Here is a 13,740-nt window from a genome sequence, read left to right as displayed (position 1 = left end):
CGCCATGGCAGTTCTTCGATACATCGCAATCCTCCCGCCGAGATGGGTTGAGGGGTGTGGCAGCAGGGCCCGTGTTGATGGGATCTCCGGCAACCGGTGACAGCTCGGCTTTGGCGATGACACTAGGAACGGCGGAGGCTGGCCGAAATCAGGGCAACCCCTTGCTCTGGTGCGCGAAGGACCGTCGGGCGCACTATGATCCGGTGCCAGATTCTGCGACGGCAGTGAATGCGCATCAGGGGGCCACCGGCACCATGCTGCCGGTGGTACCGGGCGTCGTGCGCGGCGCCCGTCGGGTGGTGCTGTTCGGTCCGCCCGGGATCGGCAAGACCGCTGCGGCCGGTGTACTCGGGCAGCAGCTGGGCATGCCTGTCCTAAGGCTGGCTCCGAGCCCACAGGACGCCCAGGTCCCCTACACCGGACTGCTCGAACTCGCACTGGCCCTCCAACCGCTGCCGGCCGCGCGGGAACTCGCGACCGGAATCGACAAGGCCGTCGGAGTGCCGGGCTCTGCCGATCCCGCCGGGACCGCTCTACGGCTGCGCCGGTTGACCGCCACCCTGCTGCTGGACACCCCGCCTCTGACACTGGTGGTGGACAACGCCCAGTGGCTGGATACGGCCAGCGCGGCCGTCTTGCGTTGGGCACTGCGCCTGGCTCCCGACCTTCCCGTCATAGCCGCAGAGCGAATCTGGCGCCCGGGGAGCGAAGGCCACTGGTGCGGCGAGGACCCCTGTGCGGTACGCATCCCGGCGCTGACACCCGATCAGGTCGCAACCCTGCTGTCGCCGTACCGGCTAACCCCCTACGAGGTCACGCAGACCCACATCCGCAGCGGAGGGAACCCGGCCCTAGCCCTCGCATTCGCCGGGGCCCGCAGCCGCGCCACCGACCTGCCGGCCGCTCAGGGTCTCGTAGACGACCTGGTCCTGCCGCCGGCCGCCCGCCGACTGGTGAACGAATGGCTGGGCACTGTGTCGGCCGAAGTTCAGGAACTGTTGACGGTCGCCGCACTCGACGACCGGCCCGACCGCGAACTGCTGAGCCGCCTCGCCGGCCCGCCCGCCGAAAACCTTCTCGCAGAGGCCGAGGCAGCCGGACTGATCAACATCGGGCAGGTCGACGGGAAGATCCGGTTCGCCGCCGCCGCGATCGGTGCCGAACTCGCGGCCCGACCGCCGGTCGCCACACGCAGGCTCCTGCACGCCCGCCTGGCCGAAGCCAGCCGCGACAGCATCCGCCGCGACCGTCACACCACGCTGGCGGCCGACACCAACGACCCGCAGTCGGCCGACTGCGCCGACCGCGCCGCCGCCCGCGCCCGGCTGCGCGGAGAACCCGCACTAGCGGCCGAGCTCTCCCTGCTCGCCGCCGAACGTACCCCGGAGACCGACGCCGACCTGCTCACCGAACGGGCGCTGACCGCCGTACGCGACGCCGCCCACAACGGCGACCTGCCCCGCGGCCAGGCTGCCGTCCGCCTCGTCCTGAACCACGACAGCAGCCCCGCCAACCGCGTCAACGCCCTCATCGCCCTGATCGACTCAGGCGGACAGCACCTGTACAACGGCGACAAGCTGTTCGCCGACGCACTTCACGAAGCGGCCGGACATCCGGACCTGACCGCGCAGATCCTCGTCCGCCAGGCGATCTGGGCCAACGTCAACGGCGATCCCGACCGGGCGTGCGCCCAGGCTGCCCGGGCCGCCAGCCTCGCCCGGAGCGCTGGCGACACCGCCACCACCGCCATGGCCCTCACGATGCAGGCCCGCATCCAACGCATCCTCGGCCGCCCCCAAGCCGAGACCACGCTCGGCCACGCCCTGTCCCTGCCACGCAGCACTCACATCCCCGTCAACGCCAGGCCCGAACAGCTCTCCGCCCGGCACGCCATCTTCGACGACCGTCTGGACGAAGCCCGCAGCGCACTGCTGCCTCTGCTCGTCGAAGCCGAGCGGACCGGAGACGCCGAAGCCACCGTGGATGTCCTGCGCAGCCTCGCCGAAGTCGAGATCCGCGCCGGACGGTGCGGACTGGCCCTCGACTACGCCGGCCGCGCCCTGTCGCTTACCGACAGAGCCGCCTTGGACCCCGCACCAACGTGCTACACCTCCGCCCTGGTCGAGGGCACCGCCTCGTGCACCGACTCCGCCCTCGCTCACGCACGCCGCGGGGCGGACACCTCCCGCCGGGAGGACAACAAAGTCTTCCTCTCCCGAAACCTCTTCGTCCTCGGACATCTTCTCCTGGTCACCGGGCGTCCGAAAGAAGCCCTGGAGGCGCTGGAAGAGGTCCGTACGCTTGAGAAGCGCCAGCAGGTCCGCGACCCGTCCGTCCTGCGCTGGCACGCCGACCTCGCCCAAGCCCTCATCTCCCTCGGCTACCTCGACCAAGCCCGCAAACTGCTGACCGATACCCGTCGCACCGCGACTGATCTAGATAGAAGCTGCGTCCTCCCCGTGCTCGACCGCTCCCAGGCACTCCTGGAAGCCACCCTGGGCAACTACGATGCGGCCGCCGACCTCCTCACCGCAGCAGCCGACCACCTCCGCCACCTGCCCATCGAACACGGTCGAACCCTCCTGGCCCTCAGCCACACCGAACGACGCGGACGCCGACGCGCCAGCGCCCGCACCGCGGCGCAGAGCGCCGCCGACCTCTTCAGCACGCACCAGGCACACCCCTGGATCGAAGCCGCCACCCGCACCCTCCACCAACTGGAGCCCGTCCCCGCGCACAGCAGTACGCTCCCCTGCCTCACCTCCGCCGAACAGCGCTGCGTCGAGCTCGCCGCCAGCGGAGCGACCAACCGCGACATCGCCACCGCCCTCACCATCAGTGTCAAAACAGTCGAAGCAAACCTCACCCGCGTCTACCGGAAGCTCGGCATCCACTCACGCGTCCAACTCGCGCACCTTGCAGCCCTGACGGCAGCGCCGGCAGAAGCCCTGCAGCCCGGCCTGGCGCATCAGCCTGGCAACGCGTTTGCGCCCACTTCCGACTCCGGTGCCCAGGCGTAACTCGGCGTGCGGCGTAAAGGAGCGGGTTGGGCGAGGATCGCACGTGCTTCCCCGGACAGCATCCTCGCTACGTCAAGTCGCAAAATGCCGTGACGAGGATTTAGAATCGAGAAAGTTGACACAAAAAGCAACAGAGGCGGCCGGTTTGCTACTGTAACCGCCAGCAACGGAGCGCAGCAGCTATCCAATGCGACCAACAAACAGAGGTAATGAACGGCTGAATCGCAGGCAGTCGGCCTACCGACATGCATAGATGACGGTCTTAGGAAACCGATGCTCTATCCCCTGAGCTACGAGGGCGCGAGGGCACAGTCTAGCGACCTGGGGTTCACCTGGGGTGGCAGGGAGTGGCCCCCGTTCACCCACGTTCCCCGGACCGCCGTTCTCCCAGCCCAGGAGCACACCTGAGCACACGAACCCCGGTTTGCGGCCGGCGGTCGGCCATGGTGACCCTCGTTGGCACCGGTCCACCCCGGTCGGCATCCGCTGGAGGAGTCTCCAGGTGACTCTGGTTGATCTTGGCGGGCAGGATGAAGTGGCCGGCGTCGACTGTCTGGGGCGTCACGCTGACACGCCGCACCGGCCCTCCACGATCCTTGCCACACCTTGGCGACGGTCAGCGAAGAACCATGCGTCAGGTGTCGAGGCCTGCGAGGTTGAGGCGTTCGAGCAAACTGGGCTTGCGGGCATGCGCCGCCCGGAGCTCGGCCAGCCGGTGCTGGAACGACGAACTGTCCCCGTCGCGTTCGCTGAGTTCGCGCAGGTCGATGAGGAGTTGCACGGCGGTGTCGTACTCGCGGGGTTTCTTGGTGGCGATGAGCTCGTCGACTCGCTGCCAGGCGGCGGGTTGGTCGACTGCGAGGGTGTCGAGGTGCCGTTGCCGGGCTGCTGCGGCGGACCGTTCGCGGCGGATCCGGTCGCGTTCGCGTTGCTCAGCGTCCCGTCGTTCCCGTTCGGCGCGCAACCCCGCGGCGGTGGAGAGCAGTTCCCCGGCGGTACGGGCGGCTGCCGGGGTGGGCGTATCAGTGCGGTGTGCGTCGCGGTAGCGGCGCAGCAGTCGGTTGCGCAGGTGGCTGTCGCCGCCGGTGATCAGGTCGGTCAGGATGGCGTCCTTGTCCCGAGCGGGCAGCCCGACGACCCAGGTGCGTAGTTGCGCAGCGGTCGGTTCGCCGGAGGTGGCCGGCGGCGGTCCGGCCGCCGCGGCCGCGATCAGGTCGGGGTCGATGCGTAGGAACTCGGCGACGGCGGTGAGGGACGCGTCGAGGGTCCCCAGCCGGGCGGGGACGGGCGGTTCAGGCTCGTCGTCGGCGATCTCGGCGGACTGTACGCAGCGCAGCCAGGCCAGGTACAGCAGGCGCAGGTCGCCGGCGGCGAGGCGGGCCCGGACCGGGATGACGGAGGCGAGGAGGCCGTGGCCGTCGAGGTCCCACTCGTCGGTGCCGTCCTCGTCCTCGTCGTGCAGGTCGATGATGACGTGCTTGCCGGTGGTCCACGCGGATGCGCTGTCCCCTTGGCAGCACTGGGAGACGGTGGCGGGGTCGAGCACGTGTTTCGGTAGCCGCAGCATGAGCTGGCGGGTGCCCCAGTTCGTCAGGTACAGGTGCGCGTCGAAGTACCGCTCCATCAGCGTGCGCGGGTCGCCCTTGAAGTCGCCCCACTCGTAGGTGTTGACGAAGCTGGTGGCGGTGATGTCGGCCCGGGTCGACAGCGACCGAAGCTCGGCCCGCTCCCGGCCGGTGAGGGGCCGGTCGACGGCGGTGAACTCGTAGTACTGGTACTCGCTCACCGTGGCCTACCGTCCGGCCCAGTGCCGGTAGGCGTCGATCCACGCGGCGCCGTCCGGCGCGGGGGTGAGCAACGGCAGGTCGAGGAGATCGATCCTCTGCCGGTGGCGACCTCGGGCGCAGACCGCGACGATGTTGTCCGCCGCCAGCTCGGCCTTCCGTACGGTGGCCTCGACGCCGAGGACGGTGGTGGTGAACGGCACCGCCAGATGCTCCTCGATCATGGTGAACAGGCCGGCGCGCTCGTCCTCATGACCGTCCGTGTCGGCGGTGGCTTCCTCGATCATCGCCTCCAGCGCGGCGTTGTCCTTCGATGCCATCGGCGGAGGATAGCGGACCGGTGCCGGGATGTTCGACGCCCGATGCGCGAGGATGGTCGGCATGGGTTCGGTGGCCGAGTTCGTCGATCTTCGGCGGGAGGTGGAGCGGTTACGGGCAGAGAACGCCCGACTGGGACGTCTGCTGGAGCTGCGCGGCCAGGACACGACTGCGGCGCCGGAGCAGTTGTCCGCGCCGGTTGAGCCGCCAGGGCTGGTCACCATGGCTTCGCCGACTCGGGACAAGCTGGCGTTGTTCGCCGACCGGTTCCGGGCCCGGGCCGACGTGTACGCCGTGCGGTGGGACAACGCCCGTACCGGCGCTGCCGGGTGGATGCCCGCAGTCGCCGGTGGCTGGCGTAAGGGTATGGACCGGCGCGGTGCCACCTACCTGCCCCGCACGACGGAGGTCGTCGCGGCGCATCTGGTCGGCGACGTGTTCATGGGCCTATACCCGCTGATGCCCGGCAACACCTGCCACTTCGTCGTGGCCGACTTCGACGGGCCGACGGCGATGCTCGACGCCCTCGCGTACGTGAAGGCGGCGCGAGCCAGCGCGGTGCCGGCCGGGTTGGAGATCTCCCAGTCAGGCCGTGGTGCCCACGTGTGGGTCTTCTTCACCGGTGCTGTTGCCGCGGCCACCGCGCGGGCCGTCGGCACGGTCCTGCTCGTCATCGGCACCACGCCGTTCATCGGTGAGGGCTTCGACGCCCCCGCCCTCGACACCCTCTTCCTCGCAGGCCCGATCTCCTACGACGGCCTACTCGTCCAATGCGCCGGCCGCGTCATCCGCGCCGCGCCCGGCAAGGACCTCGCCGAGGTCCACGACTACCACGACCCGGCCACTCCCATCCTCGCTGCCTCACTCCCACGCCGCATGCCCGGATACCGGGCCCTCGGCTTCACCAGAACATGAGTACATCCCCTCGCGATCATCATGACTGGTCCGCCGGCTTCCAAAGAATGACGTACGCCAAGCGTGCTGGGCCTAGCCTGGTAGGCTAAAGGCCATGGGCCGGTTCTCCGAGGATGAGCTGCAGGCGGTTGTCTCCCGGTATGAGGCGACGCGGGCCGCCGCGCTGACCGAGCGGGACGAGCAGCTACGGGCGTTTCACGCGGCCGGATGGCGGCCGGTGGATCTGCAGCGCGTCACCGGGTACAGCCGGGAGACGATCCGTCAGGCGCTACGACCGGAAGTCCGGCGGGCGACGAACCTCAGCCGGCGCAGGATGTCACCCCAGCCGCCAGCGGACTACCAGCCCTACGGCGACCGGAGGCCCTACGTGGTGGCCGAAACCCTCGCCGATCTGCACGGCCCGACCGACGGCTCCGTGACGCTTCCGCGTCACCTCGACTGGTCCGGGCATGCCGAGTACGACCTGAACCGGCCCGCACGCCTGGCCAGCATGTACAAGGTGGTGCTCACCGAAGCCAGCACCGTCGAGGACCTGCACACCTGGCTCGATGCCGACCTCCTCCGGCGACTCTGGCCCACTCTCTGGCTGCCATCCCAGCTCCGCCAACGCTGGGAGGACGCCTTCCCCGAACTCGCCGCCACACGCAGCAACGCGGCATAGCGGTGGACCCCTTCCACGAACGCCTCGCCCGTACCGGGCTCGCGGCGGCCGACCGATACGGCTTCGCGCTGGCCGGCGGTTACGCGGTCCAGGCCACTGGGCTCCTGGAGCGGCCCAGCGAGGACGTCGACCTGTTCACCGCCTGGGACCGCCGCGACGAGTTCACCGCCGCGGTTACCGCTGTCGTACACGCCTACCGAGACGACGGCCTCACCGTCGAGACCGAGCGGCAGTACGACACCTTCGCCCGGCTCACAGTCACCGATGGCGCGCGGGTTTCCAAGGTCGAACTCGGCGTGGACTGGCGCGCCAACGAACCGATCCTCATGGCGATCGGACCCGTCCTCCACCCCGACGACGCGGTCGCGAACAAGATGAGCGCCCTCTACGGACGAGCGTTCGCCCGCGACTTCATCGACATCGACGCCACGCTCCGATCCGGCCGCTACACCCGCGACGCCCTCCTCGCCCTCGCGCAGCGCGCCGATCGTGGTTTCGACCCGCGCATCTTCGCCGACGCCCTCGCACAAGCCACCCAGCTCGATCCCGACGACTTCACCCAGTACGGCGTCACCGGCCCAGCGCTGGACGATCTCTTAAGCCGATTCGCCGAGTGGCGCCGCGAACTGCTCGACTACGAGGAAGGGTGACTCGGCTTCCGATTCACGGCAACGTTGAGCCTGCACCCGCAGTACCCACCCGGGTTGCGACCGGCGGTCGGTCGCGGTGACCCCCGTCGGCACCGGTTGACCCGGGTTGGCATCCGCTTGAGAAGTCTCCATGTGACTTCAATTGATCTCGGCGGGCAGGGTGGGCCGGCTGGCGCGGATGGGGTTGCGTCGGCGGCGAGCAGCCTGGTTCAGGCTGCGGCCTTGCTCGCGCGTCCACCCATCAACATCGAGAGATCGGAGTGTGTAATCGCCGAAATGCCGGTCCGTTCGGTTGTCCCGCGACCGGCCCGGGCTGGCTGCGCGACCGGCAGCCTGGCCGATGGCGGTTACCGCATCGGACTCGAGGCCCGGGACACCGTCACCGGCCAGATCCTCGGCCGGGCCGACGTTACGCACGGGCGGGAACAGCGGGCCCACACCACCTCAAGGTGATCAACCAGCGCGCGTACTCCGGCGGTATCTACCGTGGCGCGGGCGCAAAGTGCGCTGGGCACGGCGACCTCCAGGTCGCCGTGCCCGCGGGTCTGCGCGCCGTGGAACAGATCCACCACCTGGCCAGCCGTGACGTACCACGGAACTGCGGAGGCGTTCGGCCAGAACGGCGCGGATGTCAAGCCCTCACGCGTCGACATCAGGAGGGCGCACGACCACCAGCCTGAAGCGGACGAGGGATCCGGCCAGACAAGAGAGTCGTCTGCTCGTCGAGGGACGGGCGGTCGCCCTCACCCACCCGCGCCGAACCATCCGTCGGAACCTCGGGGACCGGCGTTCCCTCGCACTCCGCTCCCCGTTTCGGCAGCTTTCCGTTCAGCAGGTAGTCGTCGATGGCGGCGTCGACGCAGGCGTTGGTGCCGTGGACGACGTGGTAGCCATCGCGCGGAACGCTGAGGAGCCGGTGCCCGAGCAGGTCCGCCATCGCCCGACCGCCCTCGTACGGCGTCTGCGGGTCGAACTCCTCCTGCACGACCAGCCCTGTCGGGTAGCCGCTGCGGCGCAGCTTCACCAGCGGCTCGACCCGCTCCACCGAGCCGAAGGTGCACTCACGCGGAGAAACCGCCGAAGCACCCCAGCCGTAGGGGAAGTGCTCGGAGAAGTAGCGCATGTCCGCGTAGTACACCTTGAGGTCGGCGGGCCATTCGGCCTCGCAGTTGACTGCCTCCCAGACGCCATTGCTGGTCGGCGGCGGGTCGGCCTGGATCTCTTGCTGAAGAGCCAACGCCCGGCCCAGGTCACCCGGCACGTCCGAGGGTGTCTCGACCTGCTGACGCAGCCGGCTCGCCGTCGCTGCGAAGAAGTCCCAGTACGCCACCTCGTTGGTGGCCCCGACGAGGCCGTCGAACTCGGTGCCGTCGTACACGAAATCACCCTGGTCGATCGGGCGTTGCTCCAGCTTCGCCCGGGTCCGTTCGATCGTGGTGCGCACCTGCGACCGGGTGGTTCCCAGCCCGTAGATTCCGTTGCGCTCGGCCACCCACGTCATCCAGGCGTCGGCGGTCCTACGTTGGGCGATTGCCTGTTGCTTCCACGCCTCCCGCCATATCCATTGCGGGTGGATCGCGGAGTCCAGGACGTTGCGGTTCAGTCGCTTCGGAAAAAGCGTGCCGTAGACGGCCGTCACGTACGTGCCGTAGGACTTCCCCATCAGGTTCAGCTGACGCTCACCCAGGACCGCGCGGACGATGTCGAGATCTCTGGCGTTGTTGGCGGTGGTGAAGTAGGGACGCCGGGCACCGTCCGCGCGTTCGCATTGCTGATCACGCCTGCGGAACTCCTCGGTGTACGCCCGCATCTGCGCGTCGGTGAAGCGCGTCCTACCGGACACCTGCACGCTCGTGCCCTCGCACAGCAGAGGCTGCGACTGCCCGACACCGCGCGGGTTGTACCCGATGATGTCGTACCGCGTTGACAGCGCCTCGTACGCCGGGTCCTCCGGCGCGTAGATTCCCTGCCCGCCCGGCCCGCCGGGGACCTCGACCAGTACGCCGAGCCGGTTCGGCTGATCGCTCGCCAGGCGCCGGGAGAGCTCGACGGTCTCCCGGGGGCCGTCCGGTCGCCGGTAGTCCAACGGCACCCGCACAGTCGTGCATTCCACCGCCGGGGACGCGCTCCCGGCACGGGGGAGCGCGGACGCCGAAGCATCCGGTGACCGCCTCGGTGGCACCGGCGGGCGGGGGCAGGGTCCCCACGCAGGACGCTGCGCGTAGAACTCCGCCAGTCCGACCGGCACCGCGTCGGACTTCGGCGCGGTGTTCGCCTCGGCGAGAGGCACCACCTGTACGCACAGAGCCGCTGTTGCCGTGGCAATCAGACCGGCCTTTGCTCTGCGTCTCATCCCAAGCCTTCATTCTTCGCGACAGGAGCCGCTGAAGCGGCCCTGCGGAACAGCACCGTCGTGGTGCCGGCGCTGGCCGTCATGGCCGCAGGGCGGTCGCGGCCGGAGTCCAGGTCGACTCGTCCTCGACGTCGGCGACCGTGATCCCCTTGGCGATCTTCTCCAGCTCGACCCGCGGCAGCGTGTTACCGACACTATCGGGGCTGACCTCGACTACGACTGCGCCGTCGGCGCTCCGGAACTGGCACCAGATGTCGACCTGCGGGCCGTCCCACCCGGGCCGGTCGGGTACGTCGTAGCACTTCGTCACACCGGGCTCCGGCGTCTGGTTCGCGCTGCTGCTCGGGATGACCGAGATGTGGAACCCGTCTTTGATGCCACCCTCGCTCGCCTCGTACGGTGCGGTCAGCCCGGTGGTGGGCGCGGCGGATCTGGTGTACGTCGCGCCGCCGTAGTCGCCGCCGCGGGCCGAGGCGATGCCGCCGAGGCCCGCCGTGGCGTGGGTGCCGATCTGCAACGGCACGTAACCGTCCGGCAGGTAGCCCACCGTGAAGGGCACCAGGGCCGGCGTCGGCCTGCTGGGCTTCAGGCCTTCGACCAGGCCGCCCAGCTCCTCGAAGCTCGGCGTGGCCTTGTCGCCGGAGTACGACGTGACAGCCGCCCAGGCGTTGTCGGCGTATTCCCAGGCGAAGAGCTTGTTGCCGCCATCCACCGGGCGCTGCGGGTCAAGGCCGACCGGCAGCGTCGCCTGCACGGCCCTGCGCCCGGCCACGGTGACGTTCGCGCCGTCCTTGATCCCGGCCGGGTCGAAGGCACCGGGCCGGTAGACGGTCAGGTACGCCAAGAGGGCCGGCTTCCCGTTTTCCTTGTTCCGCAAGAACGCGTCGCCCTGCTCCTCCACCTCCTGGCGGGTCATGGGCTTGTCGTTCGAGGTGTGACCGTCGGAGTAGACGGGAGCGATCTGGTACGCGGTGGACGCGACGATCGGGTCCTGCACATGCAGCGTGCCGGCGTCGTACCCGGTGAAGGTGAAGGTGAACGACGCGGGGTCGGGCCACTCGGCCCCGGCCGGCTCGGACGCCGCCGCGCCGGCCACGAACGGCGCGGCCGGGGAGCTCTGCTGCGCGCCCAGGGCCGGTACCACGAACGCACCGGCGACCACGGCCACGACGAGGCCCGCCGCGCCGGCTGACGCGAATCCGGCCCGACGGCGGCGCTGCGCTCGCCGCCCTGCCGTGATGATGTCGTCGACGGTGCGGGACATCGGCGGCTCATCGCCCGTTACCGCGTCCACGAGATCATGCAACCGCATGGGTCCACTCCTTTATCGATGGTCCGTTGAGATCGGTACGGTCGCCGCCGAGTGACTCGCGCAGCTTCGCCAGGCCACGGGACACCTGACTCTTGGCCGTGCCCACCGTGCAGTTCAGGACGCTGGCGGTGTCCTCCAGGCTCAGATCCAGGTAGTGCCGGAGCACGACTGCGGCTCGCTGCCGGGGTGGCACCGAGTCGAGCGCCGCCCGCAGGCGCATCCGCTCGTCGCTCGCGCCGGCGGGGTCGCGCAGCGCGATGTCCGGCATGGCGTCACCGGCCGACCGCTCGCGCCGCCACGGCCGACGGGTCTCGTCGACCGCGGCCCGGTAGACCATGGTCTTGACGTAGAGATCGGGCCGGTCCAGCTTCCGCCAGCGGGGATAGAGCTTGACCAGAGCATTGGCCACGGCGTCCTCCGCCGCGTGCCAGTCGCCGCAGGTCACGTACGCCAACTTGCGCAGTGACGCCATTTCTGACGTCACGAACTCGCGGAATGCTTGCTCGTCTTCGGCTTTCAAGTGCGCTGCCTCCTCGTGACGGAGGTAGAACGGAACCGCCCACCCGGAAAGTTGCACCGCTCGAAGAAGTTGGCGGATCGACAGGATGATCGAGCGGGTTCTACGGTCGCGCCGACGCGCTCTGAAGAGAGCATCGTCGCGGTCGAGCAGGTAGTGGTACGGGGCACTCCGAGGACCGAGAGGGCGTGGTCTGCTGATCTTCAGCACCGGGCGCGAGGTGCCGGTTCGGGGTCCGGCCGACGGCGCTGGTTCAGTGGCTCCGAACGCGACATCAATACCTGCGTGGCGAGTAGCTTGCGTATGCGGGTGAGGGCGACTGTCCCCACCCGGTCGTAGGGCAACTCCAATCGCAGCCCCTGGTCTGCGCTGCGAAGGTCTGCCGTGATCTCGTCTGGACGGAACGTGCCGCCCCAGCCGTTGAGTCCTCCGCGCTGGTTGGTGCTGAGGGAAGCCATGCCGGAGATGCAGGCGCCGTCGGCCAGGATCAGCCTCGCAGGACCGGAGTCACTGAGCTTGCTTCCCTGCGGAGGCGCGCCCGGATCCACGCCGTGCTCGGCCACCGGCGGCCGACAGCCGCCTCGACCGCCGGTTACGAACAGCAACATCCCGGCCGATGGCCGGGATACGAAGAGGCGCGCAAGCAGGAGTACGTGCTACCAGGACCGAGCCGGGAAGCGGGCCGGCCAGTCTGCCGCCGTGGCCCGCGCTACTGCTTCTCGTTCTGCCGCAGGGCTTCCTCGAGCTGGTCTTCCAGGATGATGATCCGACAGGCGGCTTCCAGTGCGGTGCCCTGATCCACCATCTCGCGGGCCCGGGCGGCCAGGCGCAACTGGTAGCGGGAGTAGCGGCGGTGCCCGCCGGCCGAGCGGTGCGGGTTGATCAGTTTCGCCTCGTCCAGGCGGCGCAGGAAGTCCTGCGTGGTGCCGAGCATCTCTGCGGCCTGACCGATGGTGTAGGCCGGAGTGTTCTCGTCGCCGAACATGTCATCGGGGTTTCGCCCCATGTCACCTCCACATCGAGGGCCCCGGCGCATAAGCGCCGGGGCCCAGGGTTAACGGGTCAGAACACCATCTACCGACAGGAAAGTCGGCTTGTCGTATCCGCACCAGCCATCGAAGGCTTCGGGTGCGAGGATCGCATATGCGTGACCGGAGACCACCTCTCGTTCGATGGAAACTGCGGTGTCCGCCGAGCCTGGAATGACGGCTGCTGGCGGGCGATCCAACGGTGTACGGCCCTCCCTTTCCTCTGCTACTTCTCACCCTTGCGGTCGTACGGTCCGCCGGCGCCGGGAGCCCACGCGACTTCATGGCCCCGACACGTGCGGCGAACATCAGCTGGAGCCCTGAGCAAGCCTTGGCCCCACCTGCGTGCCCCATCGTGCGTCACACGTTGGGGCTGACGTGCTCCTACTGCCGTTCTACGCGGAACGAATTCCGCTTTTCACCGTCCGTCGTGACCTCACGGCCGGGCGGCCCCGTCTGCGTCGTGACGGATCTTCTCTCTCGACTCGAAGAAGATTATTCCACGCCGCCGAGGATGTCTAGTCGTTCCGACCCAGATTTTCTGGTCGACCGCCGTCAGGGTCAGCGGCGAACCCCAGCAGGCACGTGCGGGGCCGCGCCGACAGCTGAGCCCCACCGCACACCTCATCGAAGACCATGACGCCCCGAAAGTGTCGGCGTCGGTCGCTAGCCTGCCGGCGTGACGAAGATCGATGCAGAGAAGGCCGCGCTGTGCGACTTCCTCGGATATCAGCGAGCCAGCGTCCGAGCCATCCTGGCTGATCTGGACCCGACCGCGCTGCGGACGTCCGTCCTGCCCTCCGGATGGTCGCCGCTCGGCTTGGTGGAGCACCTCGGTCACGCGGAGCGCCACTGGTTCCAGGAGGTCTTTCGCGGTTCGGTGGAGCCACTGCCCTGGCCGGACGAGAACACACCGCTGCGCACGTCTCGATCGCCGGACCAGGTCTTCGACTTCTATCGCGACCAGTGCCGGATCTCCGACGCGATCATCGCCGCGGCGCCGTTGACGGCGGAACCAGTCGGCCGGCACCCGGAGGAGCCGCTGGCGTCGCAGACGACGGACCTGCGGCGGATCGTTCTGCACGTCATCGAGGAGACCGCCCGACATGCCGGCCACCTGGATGTCGTGCGCGAACTCGTCGACGGGCGAACCGGGCTGGGCCCGCGCTGAGCCGGGCGAGC

12 protein-coding genes and 1 pseudogene are annotated in these 13,740 nt (G+C 69.2%); 5 read left to right on the top strand and 8 right to left on the bottom strand.

Going from position 1 to position 13,740, the window contains the following annotated elements; all coding sequences use genetic code 11:
• Positions 1–77 precede the first annotated feature (77 nt).
• Positions 78–2,909: pseudogene (locus HA073_RS04915) on the top strand (LuxR C-terminal-related transcriptional regulator); the annotation flags it as partial.
• Here the strand turns inward: HA073_RS04915 and HA073_RS31240 are convergent.
• The 3 genes from HA073_RS31240 to HA073_RS04905 all read right to left on the bottom strand — a co-directional run bounded on the left by HA073_RS31240 (position 2,895) and on the right by HA073_RS04905 (position 5,124).
• A complete protein-coding gene (locus HA073_RS31240) occupies positions 2,895–3,014 on the bottom strand; it encodes an IS3 family transposase (RefSeq protein ID WP_223201434.1) in 120 nt (39 codons plus the stop codon). The pseudogene HA073_RS04915 and the gene HA073_RS31240 sit on opposite strands and share 15 nt — an antisense overlap.
• Before the next feature lie 640 nt (positions 3,015–3,654).
• Positions 3,655–4,806, bottom strand: a complete 1,152-nt coding sequence (locus HA073_RS04910) for a hypothetical protein (protein ID WP_166455784.1) — start codon at positions 4,804–4,806, stop codon at positions 3,655–3,657.
• A gap of 6 nt (positions 4,807–4,812) precedes the next feature.
• Positions 4,813–5,124: a hypothetical protein gene (locus HA073_RS04905; RefSeq protein WP_231915649.1), complete on the bottom strand. Its 312-nt coding sequence runs from the start codon at positions 5,122–5,124 to the stop codon at positions 4,813–4,815.
• 61 nt (positions 5,125–5,185) lie between these two features.
• Between HA073_RS04905 and HA073_RS04900 the strand changes: the two genes are divergently transcribed.
• From HA073_RS04900 to HA073_RS04890, 3 genes are all read left to right on the top strand, one after another.
• Positions 5,186–6,037 (top strand): hypothetical protein, encoded by an 852-nt coding sequence (locus HA073_RS04900; RefSeq protein WP_240925517.1) that lies wholly within the window; start codon positions 5,186–5,188, stop codon positions 6,035–6,037.
• A 94-nt stretch (positions 6,038–6,131) separates the two neighbouring features.
• Positions 6,132–6,698, top strand: a complete 567-nt coding sequence (locus tag HA073_RS04895; RefSeq protein WP_166455783.1) for a hypothetical protein — start codon at positions 6,132–6,134, stop codon at positions 6,696–6,698.
• Between the two features lie 2 nt (positions 6,699–6,700).
• Positions 6,701–7,348: a nucleotidyl transferase AbiEii/AbiGii toxin family protein gene (locus tag HA073_RS04890; RefSeq protein ID WP_166455782.1), complete on the top strand. Its 648-nt coding sequence runs from the start codon at positions 6,701–6,703 to the stop codon at positions 7,346–7,348.
• Between the two features lie 138 nt (positions 7,349–7,486).
• Here HA073_RS04890 and HA073_RS04885 read toward each other — a convergent pair whose 3' ends face one another.
• The 5 genes from HA073_RS04885 to HA073_RS04865 all read right to left on the bottom strand — a co-directional run bounded on the left by HA073_RS04885 (position 7,487) and on the right by HA073_RS04865 (position 12,536).
• On the bottom strand, positions 7,487–7,786 hold the full coding sequence (locus HA073_RS04885; RefSeq protein ID WP_166455781.1) for a hypothetical protein: 300 nt from the start codon (positions 7,784–7,786) through the stop codon (positions 7,487–7,489).
• Positions 7,787–8,000: 214 nt separating this feature from the next.
• Complete coding sequence (locus HA073_RS04880) at positions 8,001–9,440, bottom strand: alpha/beta hydrolase (protein ID WP_158559964.1); 1,440 nt, start codon at positions 9,438–9,440, stop codon at positions 8,001–8,003.
• Positions 9,441–9,780: 340 nt separating this feature from the next.
• Complete coding sequence (locus HA073_RS04875) at positions 9,781–11,013, bottom strand: hypothetical protein (RefSeq protein WP_166455780.1); 1,233 nt, start codon at positions 11,011–11,013, stop codon at positions 9,781–9,783.
• Entirely contained in the window at positions 11,000–11,533 is a 534-nt protein-coding gene (locus HA073_RS04870; RefSeq protein ID WP_166455779.1) for a SigE family RNA polymerase sigma factor, read from the bottom strand. The genes HA073_RS04875 and HA073_RS04870 overlap by 14 nt, the downstream gene beginning before the upstream one ends.
• 706 nt (positions 11,534–12,239) lie before the next feature.
• Complete coding sequence (locus tag HA073_RS04865; RefSeq protein WP_043326983.1) at positions 12,240–12,536, bottom strand: helix-turn-helix domain-containing protein; 297 nt, start codon at positions 12,534–12,536, stop codon at positions 12,240–12,242.
• Positions 12,537–13,237: 701 nt separating this feature from the next.
• On the opposite strand from HA073_RS04865, the gene HA073_RS04860 reads away from it, so the two are divergent.
• Positions 13,238–13,729: a DinB family protein gene (locus tag HA073_RS04860; protein WP_205796074.1), complete on the top strand. Its 492-nt coding sequence runs from the start codon at positions 13,238–13,240 to the stop codon at positions 13,727–13,729.
• The last annotated feature ends 11 nt before the right edge of the window (positions 13,730–13,740 follow it).

Origin of the sequence: Micromonospora sp. CMU55-4 (genome assembly GCF_011602315.1) — a bacterium.
GTDB classification, from domain to species: Bacteria; Actinomycetota; Actinomycetes; order Mycobacteriales; family Micromonosporaceae; genus Micromonospora; species Micromonospora chalcea.
This window is presented reverse-complemented; position numbering and strand designations above follow the sequence as displayed.

Coding starts and splice junctions, on each gene's coding strand:
- HA073_RS04905 (WP_231915649.1), bottom strand. CDS start 5,124: ATGGCATCGAAGGACAACGCCGCGCTGGAGGCGATGATCGAGGAAGCC.
- HA073_RS04865 (WP_043326983.1), bottom strand. CDS start 12,536: ATGGGGCGAAACCCCGATGACATGTTCGGCGACGAGAACACTCCGGCC.
- HA073_RS04900 (WP_240925517.1), top strand. CDS start 5,186: ATGGGTTCGGTGGCCGAGTTCGTCGATCTTCGGCGGGAGGTGGAGCGG.
- HA073_RS04875 (WP_166455780.1), bottom strand. CDS start 11,013: ATGCGGTTGCATGATCTCGTGGACGCGGTAACGGGCGATGAGCCGCCG.
- HA073_RS04895 (WP_166455783.1), top strand. CDS start 6,132: ATGGGCCGGTTCTCCGAGGATGAGCTGCAGGCGGTTGTCTCCCGGTAT.